The organism is Rhizobium leguminosarum bv. viciae USDA 2370 (assembly GCF_002008365.1).
GTDB lineage: Bacteria > Pseudomonadota > Alphaproteobacteria > Rhizobiales > Rhizobiaceae > Rhizobium > Rhizobium leguminosarum.
Window position 1 is genome coordinate 345,137 of sequence record NZ_MRDL01000047.1, and the last position, 25,964, is coordinate 371,100.

Consider the following 25,964-nt stretch of genomic DNA (forward strand, 5'->3'; position numbering starts at 1 on the left):
GACATGAAAATGACCATCGCTTTCACTTTTCCCGGTCAGGGCAGTCAGGCCGTCGGCATGGGCAAGGATCTCGCCGAGAATTTCGCGGAAGCTCGCGCCGTTTTCGAAGAGGTCGATCAGGCGCTCGGTGAAAAGCTTTCGGACGTCATGTTCAACGGTCCCGAGGATACGTTGACGTTGACGGCGAATGCCCAGCCGGCGCTGATGGCCGTCTCGATCGCCGTCGTCCGCGTTCTCGAAGCCAAAGGGCTGGATCTGAAGTCGAAGATCGCCTACGTCGCCGGTCATTCGCTCGGCGAATATTCGGCACTTTGCGCCGCCGGCACCTTTTCGCTCGCCGACACCGCGCGGCTGTTGCGCATCCGCGGCAATGCCATGCAGGCGGCCGTCCCAGTCGGCGTCGGCGCTATGGCCGCGATCATCGGCCTCGAACATGCCGACGTCGTTGCCGTTTGCGAGGCAGCGGCCGCTGCCGGCGCCTGCCAGATCGCCAACGACAATGGCGGCGGCCAGATCGTCATCTCGGGCGAGAAGGCAGCCGTCGAAAAGGCGGCCGGCCTTGCGACCGACAAGGGCGCCAAGCGCGCCATCCTGCTGCCGGTCTCCGCTCCGTTCCATTCGACACTGATGGCGCCGGCCGCCAACGCCATGCGCGAAGCGCTGGCAACGGTCGCCAAATCCGATCCGGTCGTGCCTGTCATCGCCAATGTCCGTGCTGCGCCCGTGACAGGCGCCGACGAGATCGCCAGCCTCCTGGTCGAGCAGGTGACCGGCCAGGTCCGCTGGCGCGAGACGGTGGAATGGTTCGCCGGAAATGGCGTCACGACGCTTTATGAACTCGGTTCCGGCAAGGTGCTGACCGGCCTTGCCCGCCGCATCGACAAGACGATCAACGGCATCTCCGTCAACGGTCCGGCGGATATCGACGCGGCCGTCGCCGCCCTCATGGCCTGATTGGTATCTCCAGATATAAGGAACGTTTCCATGTTCGATCTTTCCGGCCGCAAGGCTCTCGTCACCGGCGCATCCGGCGGTATCGGCGAGGAAATCGCCCGCCTTCTTCATAAGCAGGGCGCTATCGTCGGCCTGCACGGCACCCGCGTCGAGAAACTGGAAGCGCTGGCCGCCGATCTCGGCGAGCGCGTCAAGATCTTCCCGGCCAATCTGTCCGACCGCGATGAGGTCAAGGCGCTCGGCCAGAAGGCCGAAGCCGACCTCGAAGGCGTCGATATTCTCGTCAACAATGCCGGCATCACCCGCGACGGGCTCTTTGTACGCATGAGCGACGAGGATTGGGACGCCGTCCTCGAAGTGAACCTGACATCGACGTTCCGCCTGACGCGCGAATTGACGCATCCGATGATGCGTCGCCGCTATGGCCGCATCATCAACATCACCTCCGTCGTCGGCGTCACCGGCAATCCAGGGCAGGCCAATTACTGCGCCTCCAAGGCCGGCATGATCGGCTTCACCAAGTCCTTGGCGCAGGAAATTGCCACCCGCAACGTGACGGTCAATTGCGTGGCACCGGGCTTCATCGAGAGCGCCATGACCGGCAAGCTGAACGACAAGCAGAAGGAAGCGATCATGGGGGCGATCCCGATGAAGCGCATGGGCACGGGCGGCGAGGTCGCTTCGGCGGTTGCTTACCTTGCGTCCTCCGAGGCTGCTTACATGACGGGTCAGACGCTGCACGTAAACGGCGGCATGGCGATGATCTGAAACGACAAACTGTTGGCATGGGAATATTTCCGCCAATAGCATGTTGAGCAATCACGAACCGTTGATTTTCTGGCTTTGCGGCAGACATAAAGCATGTTAAGCGGGCCATGACTGTCAACAGTCGTCCCGAGAAAGCAGACGGACCGGCGGGCTTTTTTGCAAGCCTGGGACATCTCTGAAGCCGGGTAAACGAGTTTGCCGAGGATGTCTGAAAACATCGCAGGCTGAAACAGGGTAGGGGTGCCGCGATGGCATTCCGATCAGGACATAAGGTCGAGGAAACCGACATGAGCGATATCGCAGAACGCGTAAAGAAAATTGTTATTGATCATCTTGGCGTTGATGCCGACAAGGTCGTCGAGAGCGCCAGCTTTATCGACGATCTGGGCGCTGACTCGCTCGACACGGTCGAACTTGTCATGGCTTTCGAAGAAGAATTCGGCGTTGAAATTCCTGACGACGCTGCCGACTCGATCCTGACGGTCGGCGATGCCGTGAAGTTTATTGAGAAGGCCCAGGCCTGATCCTGTGAATTTGAGAAAGGGCGGGCCTGGAGTCCGCCCTTTTCTTTTCGGCATACTTCTCCATAGAACATAAGAGGCGGGGGAAAGCACGCGATGAGACGTGTCGTCATCACCGGTACCGGCATGGTATCACCCTTGGGATGCGGAACCGAGGTGACGTGGTCGCGGCTGCTTGCCGGTCAGAACGGCGCCCGCCTCGTCACCGAATTCGAGGTCGATGACCTTCCCGCCAAGATCGCCTGCCGTATTCCTATCGGTGACGGCACCGACGGCACCTTCAATGTCGACCAGTGGATGGAGCCGAAGGAGCAACGCAAGGTCGACCCCTTCATCATCTACGGCATGGCCGCCGCCGATATGGCGCTTGCCGATGCCGGCTGGCATCCTGAAACCGATGAGGACCAGATCGCCACCGGCGTGCTGATCGGCTCTGGCATCGGTGGTATCGAAGGCATTGTCGAGGCGGGTTACACCCTGCGCGACAAGGGCCCGCGCCGTATCTCGCCCTTCTTCATTCCCGGCCGCCTGATCAACCTCGTCTCCGGCCAGGTCTCGATCCGCCACAAGCTGCGCGGACCCAATCATTCGGTCGTCACCGCCTGCTCGACGGGTGCGCATGCGATCGGCGATGCCGCGCGGCTGATCGCGCTGGGTGACGCCGACGTCATGGTCGCCGGCGGCACGGAATCCCCCGTCAGCCGCATTTCGCTTGCAGGCTTTGCCGCCTGCAAGGCGCTGTCGACCCAGCACAACGACGACCCGCAGAAGGCTTCGCGCCCCTATGATCGCGACCGCGACGGCTTCGTCATGGGCGAAGGCGCCGGCATCGTCGTGCTCGAGGAACTGGAACACGCCAAGGCGCGCGGCGCCAGGATCTACGCCGAAATCGTCGGCTACGGCCTGTCAGGCGATGCCTATCACATCACTGCGCCGTCCGAAGACGGCGAGGGTGCCGGCCGCTGCATGGCGATGGCGCTGAAGCGCGCCGGGCTGACGCCGGCCGATATCGATTACATCAACGCCCACGGTACCTCGACCATGGCCGATACGATCGAACTCGGCGCCGTCGAGCGGTTGGTCGGCAACGCGGCATCGAAGATCTCCATGTCTTCGACCAAGTCGGCGACTGGACACCTTCTCGGTGCAGCCGGCGCCATCGAGGCGATCTTCACCACGCTCGCCATCCGCGACAATATCGCTCCGCCGACGCTCAATCTCGACAATCCCGAACGTGAGACGGCGATCGATCTTGTTCCGCATCAGGCTCGTGAGCGGGAAATCAATGTGGCGCTGTCCAACTCGTTCGGGTTCGGCGGCACGAACGCGTCGCTCGTGCTGCGCCGTTACGCGCAATAAAAGTCCTGTGCGGTGGAGCGGGTCTCCCTTACACCGCAACCGGCCGTCCTCTACGTTGCGTAGGAGGGCGTGCGAAAGCATAACGACCGGCAACGGCGTCTTTGAACGGCGGCAGAACCTGCTTTTGCCGCATTGCTTCGCGAAATAGCGAAGTGAGGGTCAAGTTTTAGAGGATTGCCGGTGAGCGATACGACGAACCAGAGCAACGATAGCCAGGCGCAGAAGGGACCGATCATCCCGAAGTCGCCGAACGAAGCCCTGCGTCCTGAGCGTGTCCCGGAGCCGCCGCGGCGGTCCAGGAAAGCCCGCGGCCAGGTCGTTCTTTTCCTGAACTTCATCATGACGCTGGCGGTTCTGGTCTGCGTCGTCGCCGTCATCGGCTTCTACTATGCCACATCGACCTATCGGAACCCGGGTCCGCTGCAGACCAACACCAATTTCATCGTCCGCAACGGCGCTGGTCTGGCCGAAATCGCCTCGAACCTCGAGCGCAACGCAATCATCAGCGATGCCCGCATTTTCCGCTATCTCACGGCAACGCATCTTTCTGCCGGTGAGAGCCTGAAGGCGGGTGAGTACGAGATCAAGGCGAAGGCCTCCATGAGCGATATCATGGAGCTTCTGAAATCGGGCAAGTCCATTCTCTATTCCGTTTCCTTCCCTGAGGGCTTGACGGTCCGCCAGATGTTCGACCGCATGTTGCAGGACACCGTGCTCGAAGGTGACTTGCCGGCCGCACTGCCGACCGAGGGCAGCCTGCGTCCGGATACCTACAAATTCTCGCGCGGCACCAAGCGCGCGGAGATCATCGACCAGATGGCGGCTGCACAGCAGAAGCTCGTCGATCAGATCTGGGACAAGCGCGACTCCTCGCTGCCGCTGCGATCCAAAGTGGAATTCGTGACACTCGCCTCGATCGTCGAAAAGGAAACCGGCGTTCCCGACGAGCGTGCCCATGTCGCCTCCGTTTTCCTGAACAGGCTCGGCAAGGGCATGCGCCTGCAGTCCGATCCGACGATCATCTACGGTCTCTTCGGCGGCGAGGGCAAACCCGCCGACCGGCCGATCTACCAGTCGGACCTCAAGCGGGACACACCTTACAACACCTATGTCATCAAGGGTCTGCCGCCGACGCCGATCGCCAATCCCGGCAAGGATGCACTGGAAGCCGTCGCCAATCCCTGGAAGACGCAGGACCTCTATTTCGTCGCCGACGGCACCGGTGGCCATGTTTTCGCTGCGACGCTCGAGGAGCACAATGCCAACGTCAAGCGCTGGCGCAAGCTCGAAGCCGACAAGGGCTCGGACCCGGACATCGCAGTCGACGGCCAGCCGGAAGAGCAGCCGGCGGATAATGGCGCCACCGTCGTGCCGCCGAAGAAAAAGAAGATCAACTGATACTTTCGGGAGGCACGCATGGCTTTGCAGTCCATGACCGGTTTTGCGCGGCGCGAGGGAACGAGCGGCCGCTGGCGCTGGGCATGGGAATTGCGCTCGGTCAACGGCAAGGGCTTCGACCTGCGCCTGCGCCTGCCGCCTGGCCTCGAACGCATGGAGGCAGACGTCCGCCGCCTCGCCGGGGAGAGCTTCAGCCGCGGCAACCTGCAGGCATCGCTATCCGTCACCGCCGACGAGAACCGTTTCGAGGCGGTGCTGAACAAGGAGGCGCTCGCTGCCGTGCTGGCTATGCGCGAGCAGTTGGACGGTGTCATCGATCCGTCGCCACTGAAGCTCGATACGCTGCTCCTGGTGCGCGGCATCGTGGAATTCCGCGAAAGCGAGGATGGCGAGGAGGCGCTTGCCGCCCGTGACGCCGAGATCGCTGCCGGCTTGCTGGCCGCGCTTTCCGATCTGAGAGCAATGCGCGAACAGGAAGGTTCGGCGCTGACGCGTATCCTCCTCGACCATGTCACGACGATCGAAGGCCTGACACGAACGATCGAGCTCGATCCGTCTCGCTCGCCGCAGGAGATCGCCGCGCGGCTGGTCGCGCAGGTCGCCTTGTTGATGGATGGCATGGCCGCACTCGACCGCGACAGGCTGCATGCCGAAGCCGCACTGCTGGCGACCAAAGCGGATCTGCGCGAGGAAATCGATCGTCTCAAGGCTCATGTCGCCGCAGCGCGCGATCTCCTGGTGAAAGGTGGGCCTGCCGGGCGCCGGCTGGACTTCCTTGCACAGGAATTTAACCGCGAATCGAATACCATCTGCTCGAAGTCGAACGCCTCGGCGGTCACCGCTGCCGGCATCGAGTTGAAAGTCGTGATCGACCAGTTCCGCGAGCAGGTCCAGAATTTGGAGTAAGACATGAACCCGGCGAAATCCTCGCCCGTGCAGATCGCCCGCCGCGGTCTGATGCTTGTCATCTCGTCGCCGTCGGGCGCCGGCAAGTCCACCATCGCGCGCACGCTTCTGGAGACCGACAGGCAAATCGGTCTTTCCGTCAGCGTCACCACACGTCAGCGCCGCCCGAGCGAAGTCGAGGATGTGCATTACCACTTCAAGAGTGTGCGCGAGTTCGAGCGGCTGCGCGATAGCGACGCGCTGCTCGAATGGGCCGAGGTGCATGGCAATTTCTACGGCACACCGCGCGAGCCGGTCGAGCAGGCCATGGCCGAAGGCCGCGACATGCTCTTTGACATCGATTGGCAGGGCGCCCAGCAATTGCAGGAGAAGATGTCGGCCGACGTGGTCTCGATCTTCGTGCTGCCTCCGACCATGACGGAACTCCAGTCGCGGCTGCATCGCCGTGCCGAGGATTCCGAGGAGGTCATCCAGACGCGCCTCGCCAATAGCCGCGCCGAGATCGCCCACTGGCGCGAATACGACTACGTCATCATAAACGACGATCTCAACGCCGCCCTCGACGCCGTCCAGTCGATCGTCAAGGCCGAACGCCTGCGCCGCGACCGCCGCCATGGCATGTTCGACTTCGTCCGTGCATTGCTGGAAGAGACGCCCTCGCTTTAGAGCAGCTCCTGGGAAAACCGCTTCGCACGTTCCTGAATTGCCCTACAGGCTGTTTGCCAGAAGGCAGAATTCCTCGACAGATAGGGTTTCCGCCCGCCGCGCCGGATCGATCCCGGCCTTGACAAGCAGGCTCTCGCCGCCGAGCGATTTCAGGCTTTGGCGCAGCATCTTGCGACGTTGGCCGAATGCGGCCTGCGTCACTTTTTCCAGATTGGCGACAACGCAGGGGATCGGGTTTTCGCGAGGGGTCAGCTGCACGACCGTCGACGTCACCTTCGGCGGCGGCGTGAAGGCTTGCGGCGGCACGTCGAAGGCCATGCGTGCCTCTGTTCGCCAGCCGCAGAGCACGCCTAGACGGCCGTAATGGTCGTCGTCTTCGTTGGCGACGATGCGCTCGCCGACTTCTTTCTGAAACATCAGCGTCAGCGACTGCCAGAACGGTGGCCAGGCTTTCGGCAGCAGCCAGTTGACCAGCAACTGCGTGCCGACGTTGTAGGGGAGGTTGGCAATGATCTTGATCGGGCCTTCCGGCGTTAATTTCTCGAAATCCGTCTTCAGCGCATCGCCTTCGATCACCTCCAGCCGGCCGGGATAATGATCAGCGATCTCGGCGAGCGCCGGCAGGCAGCGTGTATCCCGCTCGATGGCGATAACCTTCCTGGCGCCGAGCGCCAGGATCGCGCGCGTCAGCCCGCCGGGGCCGGGGCCGACTTCGAAAACGGTCGCATCGTCGAGCGCCCCCGCCGTGCGGGCGATCTTCTGGGTGAGGTTGAGATCGAGCAGGAAATTCTGCCCGAGCGCCTTGCGCGCGTCGAGGCCGTGACGCTGGATCACGTCGCGAAGCGGCGGCAGGCCATCGAGTGCTGCCATCAGCGGCGGCTTTCCGCACTGCGGCCGAGTTGGGCGGCGAGCTTCAGCGCCGCAACAAGGCTCTGCTCGCGCGCCAGTCCCTTGCCGGCGATGCCGAAGGCGGTGCCGTGATCCGGCGAGGTGCGCACGAAGGGAAGCCCGAGCGTCACGTTGACGCTGTCGTCGAAACCAAGTGCCTTGGCTGGGATCAGTGCCTGGTCGTGATACATGCAGACGGCGACGTCGTATCGCGCCCGCGCCTCGTCATGGAACATCGTATCGGCGGGCAGGGGGCCGATCGCATCGATGCCCTCGTCGCGCAGGCGCTCGATCGCCGGTCGGATGATATCCTCGTCCTCCTTGCCAATCGCCCCGCCTTCACCCGCATGCGGGTTGAGGCCAGCAACGGCGAGCCGCGGCGTCTCGATGCCGAAACGCTGCCTCAGGTCTTCATGGGCGATCCGGCAGGTTTCAACGATCAGTTCGCCTGTCAGCGCCTGCGGCACGTCCCTAACAGGAATGTGGATGGTGACGGGAATCGCCCGGAGCTTCGGTCCTGATAACATCATCACCGGTGTCACCGGCCGGCCGGTCGCCCTGGCGGCGAGATCGGCGAGAAATTCGGTATGGCCGGGAAATCGGAAACCCGCCTCGTAATGCACGGCCTTGGAGATGGGATTGGTGACGACCGCGAGCGCCTCGCCGGTGATGACAAGCGACACGGCTTTCTCGATCGCCGCGATCGTGCCTTTCGCCGTTGCCGCATGCGGCTCGCCGGCCACCACCTCGATACCGGCCGGTACGGTCATGACGGGCAGCGCGTCGGCAAACATGCCGGCAGCCTCGCTGGCTTTATCGGTCTCGCGGATCGAAACCGCCAGATTGAGCTGGCGGGCTCTCAGCGCCAAGACATCAGGATCGCCGATCAGGAAGAAAGGCGGCAGCCCGAGTTCACGCCGCCGGAGCCAGGCCATCAGAGTAATGTCCGGCCCGATGCCGGCGGGATCGCCCTGGGTCAGCGCAAGCGGTCGCGAAAACGGTATCGCCATTGTCGGTCAGCGATAGGCGATCTGCGCCTTTTTGCGCAGTTCATCCAGGTATTTCTTGCTGTTTTCGTTTTCCGGGCTGGCGTCCTTGCCGCCTTTGGACTTGTCGAGATCTTCCTGGCGGAAGACCATTTCGGCGGCCTGGTCGTCGGAGACCTGCCGCTGGCTGCAGATTGCCAGGTATTCGACGCCCTTGTCGGTGACGCGGGTCCCTGTCGTGTTGCCCTTGGCCTGCTCGACCAACGGCTTCCAATCCGGCGGGATCTCGGGGGCGAGCATGCGGCCGAGATCGCGCACGGAAACGTCACGCATCGTCGCGGCAAATACCTTTGCCTGGTCGCAGCCCGGAAATTTCGAGCGCGACGCCTCGGCCTCGCCCTTGCGCTTGCCGGTGATGGCCCCGCGCTTGGCTTGCGGAATGACGAAGATGATCTGCTGCAGCATATATTCCGTCGTCACCGGCTTCTGCTTGTTGTTCTGCATCATGCGCGAGACGAGATCATAGTTCGACAGCCGCGACGTCGAGCCGTAGCGGGCGTTGACCACACGCGGCCAGCTCATCTGCACGGCGATGAAACCCTTGAAATGGTCGACGCCGACACCGGCGCGATCGAGGATCTGCGACATCTGCTCGGGGGAAAGCTTGTTGCCGCTCGAAAAGCGCGCGAAAGACGCATCGACGTCCTGCTGCGAAACCGACATATGAACGCGGGCGACTTCCTGCCGCTTGAGCGCCTCGTCGATCAATTGCTCCTCAGCGGCCTTGGCATCGGCCTTCGTATGCTGCAGGCGCAGGAAGGCCTGGCGCTTGGCGACATCGCCGCTGGTGATGGCGGTGCCGTTCACCACGGCCTTGACTTCACTTGCCGCAAGCGCTGGACCGGCAAGGCCTGTCAGCAATGCAAGCGCTGCCCCGGCGAGGAACTTGGTTATGGCTTTTTTCGCGTCAATCATCTGTTGACCTCCCGATAGCGCCGCGAGACGTTGTTCGCGGCGTTCTTACCACAGTGCGAGACACGCGGAAATCGCTTCCATCACGGCGCGAAACCCCTATGCCTCAGATACCGACTGGCGGCAATGTCCTGCACAGGCTTGCGGCGAAAGAATGGCTTCAGGCCATGTTTGCGCCCGCCGCCCGTCACTCCAGGCTGTCGGAGCCGATCTTGATGTCGCCGAGCGTGCGGAAGGTCAGCCGTGCGCCGATCGTCCAGTCGCTTGCCGTCTCGTCGTCAGAATCCCTGCTGTCGGTATAGGCGATCGTGAAGATCGTGCATTCGTCTTCATAGGACAGGCCAAGCGTCCGGCGGCTGATCACATCATTGTTCAGATCCCAGGCGATGCCGCCGAAGATCGACCAGTAATCCTTGAACTTGATTTTGCTGCTGGTCTGGATCTCGTCATTGTCCTCGTCGAAGCCATATGCCGGCTGGGCGCTGAGATGGGTGAAGGTCACCTGCGAAGAGAAGGTGTCATTCTGGTAAGCCGTCGTCAGGTCGCCACGGCGGAACTCGAAATCCTTCTCGTCGAGGCGGTAGGAGGCGGTCACGGAAACGCCGAACGGCGTCTCGACACCGCCGAGGCCGACATAGTCGGAGCGAGTGGTTTCAAGGCCCGAATCGGCGCCGACATTGACGAGATCATCGGTCGCAAACGAGTTCTGGCCGGCGAGCTGGTATGATTGGCCGAAGATGCCGTGCAGCTTGTAGCCGCTGTCGAACGTACCGGTGTACTGGATGCCGACATTGGCGCGCGTACCGCCTTCGACGCGGTCGTAGCCCGAGAATTTGTCGCGGTCGAACAGCGAGGTGGCGTCGAAGACAAAGCTTTGCGCATCCTCGTTCGGCAGGCGGCCCGCGAGCTGCTCGTCGGGGCGGGCATAGATCTGTGCGATCGGCTCGAGGATATGAGTGCTGTTATCTGTCGTCATCAGGATCGGATAACGCATCTCCAGCCCAGCCGTGAACATCGAGCGGGTGGCGGAATTGCCGTCGACATAGTTGCCGGTGTAACCTGTGGGATCGTCCATGTTCAGCGCGAAGGCGTCGCCGCGCGCGGCCAGTAGCGGCGTGATCACCAGGCCGGTTGGCGTGACATAGGTGCGCTTCCACTGCAGCTCGGCAGTCAACCGTGAGGTCTGGCCCTTCAGGCCGCGGAAGCGGTCGAATCCGTCGACGGTATAGAAGTCGTCATGGGTGCGCGAAATATTTGTCAGGTTGACATCAGCCGAAAGCTCGCCGCCTGCAAGCGGCTGCGGCGCCACATAGTGATAGTCCATCGAGGGATAGACGATCGCCTGCTTTTTTTCGGCTGTGTTCGTCCGGTCGGCATCCTGGATGTCGAAATAGAACGCCCGCATGTCGAAATAATTGCGTTTCCCAAGCCCCGTCAGGTAGACTTGGTTGGTGCGCCGCGCGCTGCTCAGGCCGCGCAGCTTGTAGGTGCGCGAGAAATTGTTGTCGCTCTGCATCATGACGTCCCAGCCGAACGTCCAGCGCGGATTGATGCGGAATTCGGCCTTCGATGCCACCATGCCACGCTGGCCGGCTTCGGCATCGCTGGTGCCGGAGCTGAAATTGTCCGGCTTTGCCTGGTCAATACCGGCGACGCGCAGGATATGCGTGCCATTTTCGAAGCGCTGGCGGAATTCGCCTTCGACGAGGAAGCCCTGGGCGGTGTAGCCGGTGGCGGTGACCGTCGCATCCATGCTCGGCGAGATCACATAATAATAAGGAACGGAAAGCCCGAAGCCGAGATTCTGCGACAGGCTCATCGTCGGGAAGAGAAAGCCCGACTTGCGCTTCACCGTATTGTCGGGAACTTCCATGACCGGCACGAAGGCGATCGGATAGCCGAGCAGCTCGAAGCGGGCTCTCTCCAGGCGGATCGTGTGGGTCACGCCGTTCTGGATCACACGCTTGGCCTTGACCTGCCAGAAGGGCGCGCGCTTCGGATCTTCGGCGCAAGGAAGGCAGGCCGTGTAGACGCCCTTGTTGAGAATCATCTGCGTGCCGCCGACGCGCTCGCCGGTTTCGGCGACGATACGGGTATTGTCGGCAGTTTCGATGCGCAGCGAGTTCATGAACCCGTCAGCGAAATTGTCGGTCACGTCAAGGTTGTCGGCATAGATGCGGTTGCCGTCGGGGCTGACCAGTTCGATATTGCCGATCGCCATCATCCGGCCGGTCTTCTGATTGTACTCGACCTTCTGCGCGACCATCTTGTAGCCGGCATAATTGATCTGCACGCCGCCGACCGCCGACACCAGATCGGCGTCACGGTTATAGACGAGTTCATTGGCCGAAAGCAGAAGCTTGGCCTCTGCAGGAATCTTCTTCTCGATCGTTTGTTCGGGCGCGCTGACCTGGCCGTATGAGACCGGGACACTGCCGAAATAGGAACATAGAGTCGCGCCGACAAGCAGGGCAACCAGCTGATTACTAAAATACTTGCGGTCGCCTACCGCCACTAGCCGTCCTCCTGATGAAGCAGAATAGTCGCACCCAAGGCCAGCGCGACGACCACCGGTATCCACGTCGCCACGAAGGGAGGCACGACTCCACTGCTTCCGAATGCCTTTACAAGCACGGTGATGACATAAAGCATGAAGCCCGAAAGGATGCCACCCAGAATCACGGAGCGGGATTGGTTGAACCGGCTAAATTTTAGGGACACTGTTGCAGCAATGAGAGTCATGGCCACCAGCAGCAATGGCTGGGACAACAGGGAGTTGAATTGCGTCTCCAACGCCTTGGTTGAGATGCCGAAGGATTTGGCCGCCGCAATCCGGTTGGAAAGGTCAAAGAAACCAATTGTTTCCGGCGCTGTCAGCCGCTCCTGGACGAAGTCCTGTTTCAGATTGGTGCGAAGTTGAACCGAAGCTTTACGCACCGGGATTTCGCCAGGCTGGCGTTCGACAACGTTGTTAAGTTGCCAGTAACCATCTTCCAATTTTGCCGTGGCCGCGTCCTGTCTCAGAATGACCTGACCCCTTGAATCGAAATGGATCAGCACGGCGTCGATCAGCTTGGTTCCGTTATCCTGGACCGTCTGGGCGCCGATGATGACATCGTCCCGGCCACTGATCTGGCGCAGCCACGGAATCTGCGGGGCTTTGCGCAGAACTGCGTTCTCGCCGCGCCAGTCGGATTCGACCAGCAGTGCCTGGCGCTGTCCCCAGGCAGCAAGCGGGTTGAGCGCCGCCATCGTCAACAGGCCGAGCGCCAGCGAGCCGGCGATGAAGGGGAACATGAACTGCCAGACCGAAATCCCGGCTGCGCGCGTCACGACGAGCTCATATTTGCGGTTGAGGCCGATCAGCACCGTCATGCCGACGAAAAGCGCGATGAACGGCACCGTCTGCTGCAGGATGAGCGGCAGGCGCACGGCGGTCATCAGCACGCCGCCGCTGATCGTGTAGCCGGGCAGACCGGACATGCGGCCTGCCGTCTCGCTGAAATCGAGGAGGAAAGAAATCGCCGAGACGCCGATCAGGAACCAGCCCGTCGTTACTAGGTAGCGGCGAAAGAAATAACGCGACAATGTCCCGAACATCATTGGGCAGTGCCCCCGCCGGTCCTGCCGGTCGCGGCAAGCAGCCTTTCCTGCATCTGTCTCCAGAAAGACGAAATCCGGTCCCGAATGAACGAAGGCATGACCAGTCGTTTGTGCAGGCCGAGGAAGACGATCGAGACGATGCTGCTGACGATCGGTATGGCATAGAGGACGGCGATATATTCAGGGTCGGTGTCGATCTGATTGGCCGCGTAGAAGGCCGCCCATCGCATCGCGAAGGCATAGGCGAGAGCGCTCACCATCGGATGCAGCCGCGCTTCGCGGTGCGAGCGCGCATCGCCGGCGATCGCCAGTGAAAACAGTGCAAAGACGACGGGCAGGATCCAGTCCGTCAGCCGGCGGTGCAGTTCGGCGCGGTAGCTTTGCGGCCGGATCGTATAGTCCTTGTCGGCCGGATCTGGATTGAACAGGAACCACAGGTCACGGTCGCTGGCGCGCAACGTCGCCTGACCGCGACTCTCCGTCATGTCCGAGAGGTCGAAGGAATAGGAATCGAAATTGATGACCGAGACGTTGCCATCGGGTGTTTTGCGGTGCACTTCGCCTTCATGCATGATCAGGGTCGTGCCCGTATCGTCGACGGCGCCTTCCTTCGCATAATAGATCAGTTCGTAGGCCGGATCGCGCTCGTCGGCGACGAAAAGGCCCTTCAGCATGCGGCCGGCCATCCGCTGCGAGATCTGCACATAGAGGCCTTCATCAAGCTTGCGGAAGGTCTTTTCCTCGATCACCGAAGAGAGGAGATCAGCATAGGTCTCGGCGATCATCTGGCGCACGACGGTTTTTGCGCGCGGCTCGACGACGTTGTCGACGAAGAAGGAAAAGACGCTGATGACGGCGGCAAGCAGCAGGATCGGGCGGATCAACACGCTGCGCCGCGCCCCGGCCGCGTCGATGACGGTCAGCTCGGAATCGTTGTTCATCGTCGTCAGCGTCTGGGTGATCGCGATAACGAGGGCGAAGGGCAGCACGACGGGAATGATCGACGGCAGGATCATCGTCGCGAGCTTGGCGAACGAGCCGATCGACTGGCCGCTGTCGGTGACCAGATTGATGCGCTGCAGAACCTGAGTCGTCCAAATGATCGCCAGAACGGGCAGGAGCGCCACGAGAAACATCTGGCCGACGCGCCGCAATATGTATGTCTCGAGTAGTTTCATGCCTGCCCTTGAAAGCACCTGCACGCCCAAACGGCTTTGCAGGAGAATCCCTCTACGCTCTTTGTCGCGCTTTTGCGACAAGCTGGTGTGGAAAATTCATTCAAATTTCAGAATTTTTTTGATGCTGTTGCGACTCAGTTAACGCCATCAACGCGGCGAAGACGACAAGCGATGAAAGCCATCCAAGAACGACGTCGGAAAGATAGTGCGCGCCGAAGGATAGCCGCATCGCCGGGGTGAGGATCGAGATCGCCGCCACAGGCGCCGCCAGCGTATAACGCAGGGGCTTCGGAACGAAGAGCAGAAGGCAGAAGAGCCAGCCGGCGCTTGCTGCCTCGCCTGATATGAACGAACAGTTCGAAACGCATTTTCCGGCAAGCGAACCTGCCTCGGCGAAATGCAGCGCACCGCCGAAAATGTCCGTCTGTATCGGCCGCGGCCGGCCCCAATGCTCCTTCAAGATGACATTGACGAGCAGCACCGGCCCGATCAGCAGCGTTCCGAGCGCGACTTTGAGCTTCTGCGCCCGCTCGGTGTTAAAGGTTGCGCCATGCTGCTGGTAGCATTCGACGAGTTTCCACAGCATCACGATCGCCACCACATAGGGCAAGCGGAAGAAGAGGGTGCGCAGTAGGTCGAAGGCCGCGACGTCGCGATAGGGAAAGCCGCCGCAGATGCTCCCAGCGGCGGCAGCCGCGTCGCAATCTGCGCCTACGAAAAAAAGCTGGGAAAAATAGATGTCTATTTCGGGGAAAGCCCGGAAGACGGCAAGCAGCGCCCACCACATCCAAAACAGCAGCATGAATGCACCGAAAGTCGTTTTCGGCAGGCGGATTGCGAGGTCCCACCATCGATTTTTCGAAAAAACTGTCAACGCGAATATCTACGAAACTGACGAAAACATGAGGGCCGTGATGGCCGCGGGCGACCATAACAATTGTCGCAAGCCATTGACAGACCCGCTAAACGCGAAATTATCCGCCAGGGACGGATTTCAAAGAATCCCAGCGGAGAAGACATGTCAGTAAAGATGGAAATTTCATTCTCGAAGTCGGCAAAGCTCAGTGGCGGCCTGGCGATCCTGTTGAAGACTGCGGAGGCCGACAGCGCTGCCGGTGCCGAAACAGTCGACCCGGCAGGCGTGATCGCCAAGGCTGCCAGGATCGCCCGATTCTCCGCGAAATCCATGGGCGCGCTCGATATTGTCGCCCCCGAAGGTGCGCCCGTCGACCGCATCGTTGTTATCGGGCTTGGCAAGGTCGCCGAACTCACCGCCCATGACTGGCTGAAGGCCGGCGGTGCCGCAGCATCGAGAATCAAGAATACCGATAAGGCCGCTGTCTTCATCGACGTGCCCGGGCTCGAGACGAGCGCGCGGGCAGCCGCCGATTTCGCGCTGGGCATGCTGCTGCGCGCCTATAGCTTCGATACCTACAAGACAAAGAAGGGCGACGAGGAGGAAAAACCGGCGAAATCCGTCAAGGTGACGATCGTCACCGCCGATCCGGGTGGTGCCAAGAAGGCGTTTTCCGATTCCGAAGCGATCGCCGGTGGCGTCAATCTTGCCCGTGACCTCGTCAACGAACCACCGAACGTGCTCGGCCCCGTCGAGTTCGCCGCCAAGGCGAAGGAACTGGAAAAGCTCGGCGTCGAAGTGGAAATCCTGACGGAGCGGGAGATGCGCCGTCTTGGGATGGGCGCTCTTCTCGGCGTCGCCCAGGGCTCCGTGCGCCCGCCGCGCCTGGCGGTCATGCAGTGGAAGGGCGGCAAGGGCAAGGATCGTCCCGTCGCCTTCATCGGCAAGGGTGTCGTCTTCGATACCGGCGGCATTTCGATCAAGCCGGCCGCCGGCATGGAGGACATGAAGGGCGATATGGGCGGTGCGGCAGCCGTCACCGGCCTCATGCATGTGCTCGCCTCCCGCAAGGCCGCTGTCAACGCGGTCGGCATCATCGGCCTGGTCGAGAACATGCCTGACGGTAACGCCCAGCGTCCAGGCGACATCGTCACGTCGATGTCCGGCCAGACGATCGAGGTGATCAACACCGATGCCGAGGGTCGCCTCGTGCTTTGCGATGCGCTCTGGTACTGCAACGACCGCTTCAAGCCGCAGTTCATGATCAATCTCGCCACGCTGACCGGGGCGATCGTCGTGGCGCTCGGCAATGTGCATGCCGGCTTGTTCTCCAATGACGACCAGCTTTCCGCCCAACTGACGGCAGCCGGCCTTTCGAGCAATGAGAAGCTTTGGCGCATGCCGCTCGGCAGGGACTACGACAAGCTGATCGACAGCAAGTTCGCCGATATGAAAAACACCGGCGGGCGACAGGCGGGCTCGATCACGGCGGCGCATTTCCTCAAGCGCTTCGTGCAGGAGACGCCTTGGGCGCATCTCGATATTGCCGGCACGGCGATGGGCTCGCCGCAGGACGAGATCAACCAGTCCTGGGGTTCCGGCTTCGGCGTGCGCCTGCTCGACGAGCTCGTTCGCGCCCATTATGAATCCTGATGACCGACGTTCTCTTCTATCATCTGACCGAAACCAGGCTGGAGGACGCGCTTCCGCCGCTCATCGACAAAAGCGTCGAGCGCGGCTGGCGCGTTGCCGTCCAGACACGCGAGCCGGCGCGGCGTGATGCTCTCGATCAGCATCTTTGGACTTTCCGCGAGGAGAGCTTCCTGCCGCACGGCACCGACGAGGCGGATTTTGCCGAAAGCCAGCCGGTGCTTTTGACGGTGACATCAGACAATGCCAATGCGGCGACCGTGCGTTTCATCGTCGACGGCGCCGAGCCGCCGCCGGCCGATGCCTATGAGCGAATCGTCTTCATGTTCGACGGTCACGACCAGGTGCAGCTGGAAGCCGCCCGTGCGCAATGGAAGAAGCTGAAGGGCGAGGGGCATAACCTCACCTATTGGCAGCAGACGTCAGAGGGGCGGTGGGAGAAAAAGGCCTGAGCGGTTTACCGCGACACGACGCTGTAACACTTTGAATTGTTGCATGAAGTCGTCCAACTTCCCTCTCACCGGCCGATGGAAGCCGTTACCCGTTCGACCCTTTGTCCTCGTCGAGGTTCGTCAGGATGTTGAGGGGGACGATCCCTCCCGCACCTTCCGACGGATTGAGCGCCTCCACTGCCAAAACCCGCTTTCCGCTCGGACTGACGAAAGCGAATGCCCACGCGCTGTCGGCAAAAGGGCTGACCGGCATTTCCGCCCAGCCGGCTTGATGGACAAGGCGTTCGGCATAATAAGCCTTGATGCTCTGCGGGTTGGTGGTGCTGTCGAGATTGCGCGCCAGGATACGCACGGATTTCTCTCCGAACCGCCCTTCCAGTTGGTCCAGCACCTTTTTGGTGGCCTGCCAATCCTGGGCCTGGGTCGCCGATCCGAAGGAATATTCCTCGGATCGGGAAACGCCCGGTGCATCAGGAGGCATGACGACCTGTTCGCCCGAACATGCTGCAAGGCCGAGAAGCGGCACCGCAAGGATGCCAATCTTCAACACGCGGAAAAATCGGCCCATGCGGCGGATTTTGTTGCTCATGAGCGGCTGCCCCCGAACATTATTGCCATAGGCCGGCAAATCTTGCCGGTTTCTATGACGTTATTACGACCCTCAGTCGTGGAACGCGTCGACGAATTTCCGCTTGCCGAGCATGAAGGCGTCGGCGACGTGGCGTAGCGGCGCGAGGTCGACATCCGATTTGCCGGCCTTGATGATTTCGGCGAAGCGACGGTAGAGCGAGGGATATTCCTGCTCCGGCTCGGCGAATCTCAGCGCGCCGTCGATCAGAAGCTTGGCGCCGCCCTCGGCGAGCACCATCTGGCCGGCTGCCGTCTCCGCGACGATGTCCCAGCTTTGCTTGCCGGTCTGAAGCCAGTCGAATTCGGCGTGAACCGGCAGGCCGTCGGCATTGCGGAAGTGAATGTCGGCCGCGATCGGCGCATCGCGATTCTCGGGAAATTCGAGCACGGCCTCGGTGATGAAGATCGGCCGCGGCAGGATATGGGTGACGATCGACAGCGCATTGATGCCGGGATCGAAAACGCCGAGGCCGCCGGCCTGCCAGATCCATTCCTGGTTCGGATGCCAGTGGCGGACATCCTCCTTCCAGATCACATGCACGCTTTTGATCGTTGTCGAGGCAAGAAACGCCTTGGCGGCCTCGACGCCCGGCGCATAGCGCGAATGCCAGCTGGCAAAGAGCGACGCCCCCTGCTTGCTCGCCAGTGCTTCGAGATCGGCCACTTCGCTCAGCGTGGCGCCGGGCGGCTTTTCCAGGAAGACGTGCTTGCCGGCGACGAGCGCCTTATAGGCTGCCTCGTAGCGGTATTGCGGCGGCATGCAGAGCGAAACGGCATCGATCGAGGGCTCGGCGTCGAGCATCGCTTCGATCGTCGTATAGCTCTTGACGCCTTCGACCGTGCCGTGGCGGCTTGCCGTGGCGACGAGCGCGAAATCCGGGTTCTTGGCGATGGAGGGAAGGTGCTGGTCGCGGACGATCTTGCCGACGCCGACGATGGCGAGATTGATAGGAGACATGGTGTTTCGCTCGAGCCTGTATGAAAAGTATGATTATTGACGCGTTTGTATCAGAAAGAGGCGTGCCGACAAGCTCTCCTCCTCCATTCTATGACATCCTATCGCATGATAGTTTGGCGAAGGAAGCTGTAACCCATCGCTGCGCGGGCGGCGCGCTCTTCGGAGTTGCCGTCGCCGCCATGCCCGCCGGAGCCGAATTCATGGAAGAGCGGCCGGTGTCCTTCTTCCTCCAGCCGCGCGGCAAAGCGGCGCGCATGCGAGGGATGCACACGGTCGTCATTGGCTGAGCTTTCGACATAGATCGGCGGATAGGTGACCTCGGTCGCCGGCCTGACATTGTGAAGCGGCGAATAGCCGAGCATGAAATCCCGGTCCACCGGCGTCTCCGGGTCGCCGTATTCGTCCATCCAGGCTTGCCCTGCGCTGAACAGGTGGAAACGTGTCATATCGAGGACCGGCACCTGGCACCAGACAGCGCCGAAATCATTGGGATAGCGCGTCAGCATCACGCCGGTCAGCAGACCGCCATTGCTGCCGCCCTGGCAGGCGATCCGCGACGCCACGGTATAGCCGCGGGCGACGAGATCGCGGGCGATGGCGACGAAATCGGCAAACGCCCGGTCTCGCCCCTGCCGCTTGGCGCTGCGATACCAGTCGGGCCCGAATTCGCCGCCGCCGCGGATATAGGCCTGCACATAGGCGCCGCCTTGCTCCAGCCAGCGTCCTGTTACGCCGGAATAGTTCGGCGATAGCGAAACATCAAAGCCGCCATAGCCGTAAAGCAGTACCGGCAGCGCGCCCTTGGTCCACTGCTTCGGCAGGACCAGCCGGTAGGCAACCTTCGTTCCGTCCTCGGAAACAGCCTCCAGCAGTTCGGATGACATATCGGTCGCATCGAAATAGCTCGGCGCTGTGGCGACGAAAATCGGTTCGGCCTGCTTGCCGCGATCCGACAGCTCGAGGCGGTAACAGGCCGGAGGCTGCAGGAAGCCCTGGCCGACGATGTAGAGCGTATCGTCGCCAAGATGCAGATCCGCATGGAGCGGCCTGAAATGAGCCGTCTGCATGTCCGCCGGCAGTGCGATTTCGCGCTGCTCGGCGTCGGGCCTCGTCAGGTCCAGCACCACGAGACGCGGACGCAGCCGATCGGAGATGAGGAAGACGCACCACTCGCGCATCAGCATCATCTGCGAGACCGACTGGCCCTCGCCAGGCTGAAACAGGATCCGCTCCGGCCCAAGCAAAGCTGTCTCCGAGCGGGGATCGAAGCGCTGCAGCACGAGGCTGCCGGTCGCAACGCGCTCATCGGTCTTTGCCCGCCAAAGGCAATGATCATGATTGAACTGGAAATCGGCTTCCTTAGGCAGATCGATGCGCCGCTGCGTCCCGTCGTTGGCGATCAGGAAAGCGCTGGCGACGCCGATCTCGTGGGCGGCGACGAAAATGTCGATCAATCCATGATCCGCCGAAGCGCCTGATAGAGCAGGGTCGATGATGAGATTGAAGCCGTAGACGTCCTCATCTGCTGCTTCGAACATGACGGCAGCCTCTTCCGGTCGCTGACCGCGCTTCAATCGCCGCCCGACCCGTGGCCATCCGGAGCGGGTCGCCGAAAATCGGTCGATGGAACCGAAATAGCAGATTTCGTCGCGGCTCAGCCAAGTGGCATGCGATCGTGCAGCCGGCGTATCGAAGCCGCCCTCGACAACCTGTTTCCGCCCGGCGTCGAATTCGAGCAGCCGGAGAAGGTCGGAGCCGCCGTCCGAAAGTGTGAGCAGTACCCGTGTCGGTTCCCATGGGCAGGTGACGGCGCCGCGCCAGTTCCAGCGCTTGCCTTCGCGCACGCAGAAGGCATCGAGATCGAAGACTGGTTCCCAGCCGGCATCGGGCAAGGGCTGCTGATCCGCGGGCAGGCGGAGCCAGACGCCGAGCGGATTATCCTTGCTCTGCCGGAAATCGAACAGCCACCCGCCTCGGCGCATCGGGACAATCAGCCTGTCCTGCCGTTCGATCAATGCTTTTATCGCATCGCGATCCCTAGCGAATTCCGGTGTTCTCAGTGCCTTGTCGGAAAGCCCGTTATGTTCGTCGATGAATTGGCGGGTACGCGGATCATCGTCCGTTTCGAGATGAAGGTTCATGTTCGACCTGCCTGATTCCATTGACGTGATGTATCTAGCCAATATTTCGCACAGTTAGGGCGAAAATAGTGCCGGCCGCACAAGGCCGAGATGTTCGCGCAGTGTCGAGCCATCATATTGGGTGCGGAACAGGCCGCGTTCCTGCAGGATTGGCACGACCATCTGCGTGAAGTCTTCGAGCCCTTCGGGAAAAAACGGCGGCATGACGTTGAAGCCGTCGGCGGCGCGGCTTTCAAACCATTGCTGCATCCGGTCGGCGATCTCGACCGGCGTGCCAAGCACGATATGGTGGCCGCGGCCGGCGGCAACGCGCAGCGCCAACTGACGGATGGTCAGGTTCTCGCGCCTTGCAAGCGCGGTCAGCAATTCGGCACGGCTGCGCAACTGGTCGGAGATCGGAAGGTCCGGCAGAGGGCCATCGACATCGTAATCGGCAAGGCTGTGGCCGATGCGTTCTTCCAGAAGCGGCATGGCGCTTTTGATGTCAGTCCACTTGTCGAGTTCTGCAAGCTTGTCCGCGGCTTCCCTGGCGGTGCGGCCGATCACCGGCAGGAAGCCCGGCATGATGGCGACCTCGTCCGGCTGACGTCCGAAGCGCGCGACGCGCTCCTTGACGCTCTTGTAGAAGGCCTGCGCCTCTTCGAGGCTCTGCTGCGCGGTGAACACCACGTCGGCGGTGCGGGCGGCAAGATCCTGGCCGGGGCCGGATGAGCCGGCCTGGATCAGGATCGGATGGCCCTGCGGTGCGCGCGGAATGTTCAGCGGCCCCTTGACTGAGAAATACTTGCCCTTGTGATCGAGCACATGGAGCTTGGCAGGGTCGGCATAGACGCCGCTCTGCTTGTCCTTGACGAAGGCGTCGTCATCCCAGCTGTCCCACAGTCCGCGCACGACGTCGACGAATTCCTCGGCCACGGCGTAACGCTCATCGTGCTCCGGGTGCGCCTTGGAGAAATTGTTCGCCGTGCGGGCATAGGATGTCGTGACCACGTTCCAGGCGGCCCGGCCGTGGCTCAAGTGGTCAATCGAGGCGAAGGCGCGGGCAGTGTGATAGGGCTCCCCATAGGTCGTGGATGCGGTTGCCGCGAGGCCGATCTTGTCTGTCACCACGGCGAGCGCCGAAAGCAGCGTCAAAGGCTCGAAACGCGCGATCGTCGAGGGATGAGCATCGATGCCGCTGGTCAATCCGTCGGCCAGAAAGACCATGTCGAATTTCGCTGCTTCGGCGATCTGGGACACGCGTCTCAGCAAGTCGAAATTCTCGCTTCCCGCCTCGGCGTGAGGATGACGCCAGCCGGATACGTGGTGGCCGGCCCCTTGCAGAAACAGGCCCAGGTGGATTTCTCTTTTGCGAGTCATGACAATATCCTTCGTCATTCTGGATTTTGGGCGGCATCCTGGTTGAGCAGCGCCAGAAGTTGGCGAAGGTCGGCCGTGCTGCTCATTGTCCGGACGAGCGACGGGACATCCGCGAAGGCGGGATTGCGCGCAGTTGCGTCGCGAAATTTTTCGGCCGGATCGCTCAGCCCCGGCAGGCCGTCGAAGCGGCGCTGTATCGCGCTGCCGTCGCGAAGCACGATATCGACGATCACGAAGCGGGTGCGTGGATCGCTCGACATGCGCGGCGCAGTCTCGTCGTGGCGGCGGCCGGCGCGCCGGGCAAGGTCCATCAGGCGCGGCAAGACAGGCCGCTCGTCGAAATGGTCGAGCCGCAGAGCCCCGTCGATGAGGGCGGCGGCGAACACGTATTCGGGACTGAAGCGCGCCTCGATCCCATTGTCGGGCTTGCTCACCACCAGGGCGGCATCGGCGCCGGGCGGGTAGGTGAAGGTGATATGCTCGATCGCATCAGCCTCCAGACCTTCCCGGTTGAGGCCGATGCCGAGAGACGCGACCGGATGGCTGGCGGTGCAGCAGGGATAGGCCTTCAGCGTCAGCCCGGGCGTCACGATCTGCCATGGCGAACCCCAGTTCTCGGTCACGGCGGACGGGCGTTCCGCGCCGAAGGCATAGACCGAATGGAAGCCGACCGGATTGTCGAGGAAATCCGGCGCGCCGCCGAAACCCGCAGCGGCCATCCTCGCCGACAGGAGCCCGGATCGCGCCGCCATGCCAGCGTGGAAAGGTTTGGCGTCCGTACCGAACTGCAGCCGCAAGCCGGACGATTGCGTTGCCGCAAGGCCCAGCGCGACGGCGGTCTCGTCGATGGAGGCACGGGTCAGATGGGCGATTGCCGCCGCCGTGCCGATCGTCCCGAGCGTCGCCGTGGCATGGAAACCGTTCTCGTAGTGCTTTGAGCCGAGCGACAACCCCAGCCGCGCCATGGCTTCGAGCCCGACGATATAGGAGGCGATCAGCGCATCTGCGGAAAATTCGCGCTCGGCGGCGAACGCCAGCAGGGCCGGGATGATCACGGTCGTCGGATGGCCGCGCACGCTTGCATGCACGTCGTCATAATCGAGCACATGGCCGGCATGACCGTTGACGAGCGCCGCGACCAGCGGATCGGTTCGGCGCGAGCTGCCGAGCAGGATCGCTTCGCCCGCCAGATTGGCACCGACGGTATCTGCCAGAATGCCGGTCGTGCGGTCGCCGGCGCCTGCGATCGCACAGGCGAGAAAATCGATGATCGCCGTGCGCGCCGCGTCCAATGCCACGGGATCTTTCGATGGATCCGAGGAGATGATCGCCTGGGCAAATGCCGAAGTCAGGGGCGCGAATGTGCTCGTCATGAAAAAATCCTAGATGCCTTCGCGCACTGGCCCGCGCCCACTGGCGAGCCCGCCGACGAATTGGCGGATACGGGGATTGTCGAAGGTGTGGAAAATCTGTTCAGGCGAGCCTTGGTCGACGATGCGGCCGTTCTCGGTAAAGACGACGATGTCGCTGATCTCCTCGGCGAACCGCATTTCGTGGGTCACAAGGATGCTGGTCATGCCGTCGCGGATGAGGTCGCGGATCACCCACAGCACTTCGCCCACTGTCTCGGGGTCAAGCGCCGAGGTGACTTCGTCGAACAGCACCAGTTCCGGCTTCATCGCCAGCGCGCGGGCGATCGCGACGCGCTGCTGCTGACCACCGGAAAGCTGGCCGGGATAGGCGCCGGCTTTTTCCGAAAGCCTCACCTTGTCGAGCAGTTCGCGTGCGAGTTTTTCCGCTTCGCGCCGCTCGACGCCGAGGATGCGGGTCGGGGCCAGCACGATATTGTCCAGCACGCTCAGGTGCGGAAAGAGATTGTACTGCTGGAAGACGATGCCGATACGCTTGCGCAGCGCGATGCGTTCGCTCTCCTTGGCCAGTTGATCGACGCGGGTGCCGTCGACCGTGATGCGGCCGCGCTGCGGCGCCACCAATGCGTTGATGCAGCGCAGGATCGTCGACTTTCCCGAACCGGACGGGCCGATAATGGAAACCGCATTGCCCTTGTTGACGGTGAGGTCTATGCCCTTCAGCACCTCCGTCTGGCCGAAGGACAGGTGCACGTCTTCCAGTCGCACGATCGTTTCGTCGGTTTTTGCGTTCATCATTCAAATCCTCAGGCCGTCTTGAAGCGCCGCTCGAGGCGTCGGGTCAGGCGGGCGATCGGGTAGCAAAGCGTGAAGAAGGCGGCCATCACCACGATATAGGCGATGATCGTGAAATCGAGGCGGCGCACGGATGTGCTGGCATCGGTTGCCGCATGCAATAGTTCGTGCACGCCAACCAGCGAGGCGAGCGACGTGCCCATGGTGATGGAGGCCAATATGTTCATCCATGGCGGCAGCGAGCGCCGCAGGCATTGCGGCAGTATGATCCAGCGCAGGGCCTGGCCGCGCGAAAAACCGAGCCCCTTTGCCGCTTCCCATTGCGTGGTCGGGATCGAAAGGATGGCGCCGCGGGTGATCTCGGCCACATAGGCGCTGGCCGGTATGGCAAGGCCGATCACCGCCTTCATCCAATCCGGGAAGGGCAGATAGTTGCCGGCCACCACGATTTCGAAGGGAAAGATGTAAGTCGTCGCGAAGATCAGCACGAGATGCGGGGCATTGCGGAAGACTTGCACATAGGCGACGACCGGGTAGCGCACCAGCTTGAAGGGAACCAGTTCCAGTATGCCGAACACCGCTCCGACGGTCGTTCCAAGCGTCATCGCGCACAGGCTGATGACGACGTTCATCATGAAGCCCGAGCCGAGATAGGGAAGCCACGTCACCAGTTCGCGCCCCAGCGTCAGGTCGGCCAGCGACCAGAGGACGATAACAAGCGGGAGTGCCGTAAAGCCGATATTGCGCAGCAGGCGACCACTCCTGCGCTGCTCGGAAAGTACCGCAGTCGTCATAGGCCATACCCCGGAATGGCGAGCTTGCGCTCCACCCACAGGCCGATGCGGGCAACGGCAAGGTTGATGATGCTGAAGAACAGCAGGATGACGATCATCAGTGACACCACGTTGTCGCGCTGCGTCCAGACCATGATCGAGGCATAGGTAATCTCGCTGACTGCAATCGCATTACCCACCGTCGTCAACTTCACGAGATTGATGAGATTGTTGACGATCGCGGGCAGCGATGCCCTCAATGCCAGGGGAACTTCGACGTAACGGAGGATCTGCAGCGTGCTGAAGCCGATGCCGCGCGCCGCTTCCACCGTGGCCGACGGCACCGCCTCGATACCTGCGCGGATCGCCTCGGCATGCAAGGCGGCGATGTGCAGTCCGACCACCGCCACCACCCAAAAGAAGGGTGTCAGCGGATTGTTCTGCGTCCCGCCGACCAGGTTCGATACGAATGTATTGAGAACGAGGAAGCTGAACATCAACTGTACCAGCGTCGGCGTGTTTCGGGTGATTTCCACGAAAGCGCGGACCGGCGTCGATAGCCAGGGCTTGCCGGATGTCAGGCAGGCGGCAAACAGCAGCCCGGCAATCAGGCTGACGGGAATCAAGAGGGCAATCAGAAAGAGCGTGGTGATGAAACCATCACGCCATATCTGCGCCTCGTACCCCGTCGCCAGGAACTCGTAGTTAAGGCCAAGCCTGTTCGTCAGGTTGACGAACAGGCTGGTCATGCTGGTGTCCTGCATGTCGATCCGCCAGTGTA

General features: G+C 61.9%; 24 protein-coding genes. 9 read left to right on the forward strand and 15 right to left on the reverse strand.

Annotated features, from left to right (window positions below; translation table 11 throughout):
- Positions 1-9 precede the first annotated feature (9 nt).
- The 7 genes from fabD (at position 10) to gmk (ending at position 6,572) form a co-directional block, all read left to right on the forward strand.
- Positions 10-954 carry an ACP S-malonyltransferase gene (gene fabD, locus BS629_RS25725; protein ID WP_018241445.1) on the forward strand — a complete coding sequence of 315 codons (945 nt, stop codon included), beginning with the start codon at positions 10-12 and terminating at the stop codon, positions 952-954.
- A gap of 30 nt (positions 955-984) precedes the next feature.
- Entirely contained in the window at positions 985-1,722 is a 738-nt protein-coding gene (fabG, locus tag BS629_RS25730; protein ID WP_018241446.1) for a 3-oxoacyl-[acyl-carrier-protein] reductase, read from the forward strand.
- Between the two features lie 287 nt (positions 1,723-2,009).
- Positions 2,010-2,246: an acyl carrier protein gene (locus tag BS629_RS25735; protein ID WP_003547058.1), complete on the forward strand. Its 237-nt coding sequence runs from the start codon at positions 2,010-2,012 to the stop codon at positions 2,244-2,246.
- A gap of 93 nt (positions 2,247-2,339) precedes the next feature.
- Positions 2,340-3,602 carry a beta-ketoacyl-ACP synthase II gene (fabF, locus tag BS629_RS25740; protein ID WP_018241447.1) on the forward strand — a complete coding sequence of 421 codons (1,263 nt, stop codon included), beginning with the start codon at positions 2,340-2,342 and terminating at the stop codon, positions 3,600-3,602.
- 180 nt (positions 3,603-3,782) lie between these two features.
- Positions 3,783-5,000: an endolytic transglycosylase MltG gene (mltG, locus tag BS629_RS25745; protein ID WP_020493381.1), complete on the forward strand. Its 1,218-nt coding sequence runs from the start codon at positions 3,783-3,785 to the stop codon at positions 4,998-5,000.
- An 18-nt stretch (positions 5,001-5,018) separates the two neighbouring features.
- A complete protein-coding gene (locus BS629_RS25750) occupies positions 5,019-5,906 on the forward strand; it encodes a YicC/YloC family endoribonuclease (RefSeq protein WP_018241449.1) in 888 nt (295 codons plus the stop codon).
- A 3-nt stretch (positions 5,907-5,909) separates the two neighbouring features.
- Positions 5,910-6,572, forward strand: a complete 663-nt coding sequence (gene gmk / locus BS629_RS25755; protein WP_018241450.1) for a guanylate kinase — start codon at positions 5,910-5,912, stop codon at positions 6,570-6,572.
- A 42-nt stretch (positions 6,573-6,614) separates the two neighbouring features.
- Here the strand turns inward: gmk and rsmA are convergent, their stop codons facing one another.
- The 7 genes from rsmA to BS629_RS25790 form a co-directional block, all read right to left on the reverse strand.
- The gene (rsmA, locus tag BS629_RS25760; RefSeq protein WP_018241451.1) at positions 6,615-7,442 is read right to left on the reverse strand and encodes a 16S rRNA (adenine(1518)-N(6)/adenine(1519)-N(6))-dimethyltransferase RsmA; all 828 of its coding nucleotides are present in this window, start codon (positions 7,440-7,442) and stop codon (positions 6,615-6,617) included.
- Positions 7,442-8,470 (reverse strand): 4-hydroxythreonine-4-phosphate dehydrogenase PdxA, encoded by a 1,029-nt coding sequence (gene pdxA, locus BS629_RS25765; RefSeq protein ID WP_018241452.1) that lies wholly within the window; start codon positions 8,468-8,470, stop codon positions 7,442-7,444. The genes rsmA and pdxA overlap by 1 nt, the downstream gene beginning before the upstream one ends.
- 6 nt (positions 8,471-8,476) lie before the next feature.
- Entirely contained in the window at positions 8,477-9,421 is a 945-nt protein-coding gene (locus tag BS629_RS25770; protein ID WP_018241453.1) for a SurA N-terminal domain-containing protein, read from the reverse strand.
- A gap of 184 nt (positions 9,422-9,605) precedes the next feature.
- On the reverse strand, positions 9,606-11,933 hold the full coding sequence (locus BS629_RS25775; protein ID WP_018241454.1) for an LPS-assembly protein LptD: 2,328 nt from the start codon (positions 11,931-11,933) through the stop codon (positions 9,606-9,608).
- Complete coding sequence (lptG, locus tag BS629_RS25780) at positions 11,933-13,021, reverse strand: LPS export ABC transporter permease LptG (protein WP_018241455.1); 1,089 nt, start codon at positions 13,019-13,021, stop codon at positions 11,933-11,935. Before lptG ends, BS629_RS25775 begins: the two co-directional genes overlap by 1 nt.
- Positions 13,018-14,199 (reverse strand): LPS export ABC transporter permease LptF, encoded by a 1,182-nt coding sequence (gene lptF, locus BS629_RS25785; protein WP_026188342.1) that lies wholly within the window; start codon positions 14,197-14,199, stop codon positions 13,018-13,020. Before lptF ends, lptG begins: the two co-directional genes overlap by 4 nt.
- A gap of 100 nt (positions 14,200-14,299) precedes the next feature.
- A complete protein-coding gene (locus BS629_RS25790; RefSeq protein WP_018241457.1) occupies positions 14,300-15,073 on the reverse strand; it encodes a phosphatase PAP2 family protein in 774 nt (257 codons plus the stop codon).
- A gap of 144 nt (positions 15,074-15,217) precedes the next feature.
- Here BS629_RS25790 and BS629_RS25795 point away from each other — a divergent pair, with 144 nt between their 5' ends.
- Together BS629_RS25795 and BS629_RS25800 are read left to right on the forward strand one after the other, a co-directional pair.
- On the forward strand, positions 15,218-16,708 hold the full coding sequence (locus tag BS629_RS25795) for a leucyl aminopeptidase (protein WP_018241458.1): 1,491 nt from the start codon (positions 15,218-15,220) through the stop codon (positions 16,706-16,708).
- Positions 16,708-17,157 (forward strand): DNA polymerase III subunit chi, encoded by a 450-nt coding sequence (locus tag BS629_RS25800; protein WP_018241459.1) that lies wholly within the window; start codon positions 16,708-16,710, stop codon positions 17,155-17,157. Before BS629_RS25795 ends, BS629_RS25800 begins: the two co-directional genes overlap by 1 nt.
- 85 nt (positions 17,158-17,242) lie before the next feature.
- Here BS629_RS25800 and BS629_RS25805 read toward each other — a convergent pair whose 3' ends face one another.
- The 8 genes from BS629_RS25805 to BS629_RS25840 form a co-directional block, all read right to left on the reverse strand.
- A complete protein-coding gene (locus tag BS629_RS25805; RefSeq protein ID WP_018241460.1) occupies positions 17,243-17,746 on the reverse strand; it encodes a hypothetical protein in 504 nt (167 codons plus the stop codon).
- A 72-nt stretch (positions 17,747-17,818) separates the two neighbouring features.
- A complete protein-coding gene (locus BS629_RS25810; RefSeq protein WP_018241461.1) occupies positions 17,819-18,745 on the reverse strand; it encodes a Gfo/Idh/MocA family protein in 927 nt (308 codons plus the stop codon).
- A 98-nt stretch (positions 18,746-18,843) separates the two neighbouring features.
- Positions 18,844-20,886 carry a prolyl oligopeptidase family serine peptidase gene (locus BS629_RS25815; protein ID WP_020493382.1) on the reverse strand — a complete coding sequence of 681 codons (2,043 nt, stop codon included), beginning with the start codon at positions 20,884-20,886 and terminating at the stop codon, positions 18,844-18,846.
- Positions 20,887-20,940: 54 nt separating this feature from the next.
- Positions 20,941-22,245 carry an LLM class flavin-dependent oxidoreductase gene (locus BS629_RS25820; RefSeq protein ID WP_026188343.1) on the reverse strand — a complete coding sequence of 435 codons (1,305 nt, stop codon included), beginning with the start codon at positions 22,243-22,245 and terminating at the stop codon, positions 20,941-20,943.
- Between the two features lie 14 nt (positions 22,246-22,259).
- Positions 22,260-23,618: an MmgE/PrpD family protein gene (locus BS629_RS25825; RefSeq protein WP_026188344.1), complete on the reverse strand. Its 1,359-nt coding sequence runs from the start codon at positions 23,616-23,618 to the stop codon at positions 22,260-22,262.
- Between the two features lie 9 nt (positions 23,619-23,627).
- Positions 23,628-24,410, reverse strand: a complete 783-nt coding sequence (locus BS629_RS25830; RefSeq protein WP_026188345.1) for an amino acid ABC transporter ATP-binding protein — start codon at positions 24,408-24,410, stop codon at positions 23,628-23,630.
- Between the two features lie 11 nt (positions 24,411-24,421).
- Positions 24,422-25,204, reverse strand: coding sequence for an amino acid ABC transporter permease (locus BS629_RS25835; RefSeq protein ID WP_018241467.1), 783 nt, complete (start codon positions 25,202-25,204; stop codon positions 24,422-24,424).
- On the reverse strand, positions 25,201-25,947 hold the full coding sequence (locus tag BS629_RS25840) for an amino acid ABC transporter permease (protein ID WP_018241468.1): 747 nt from the start codon (positions 25,945-25,947) through the stop codon (positions 25,201-25,203). Before BS629_RS25840 ends, BS629_RS25835 begins: the two co-directional genes overlap by 4 nt.
- Between the last annotated feature and the right edge of the window lie 17 nt (positions 25,948-25,964).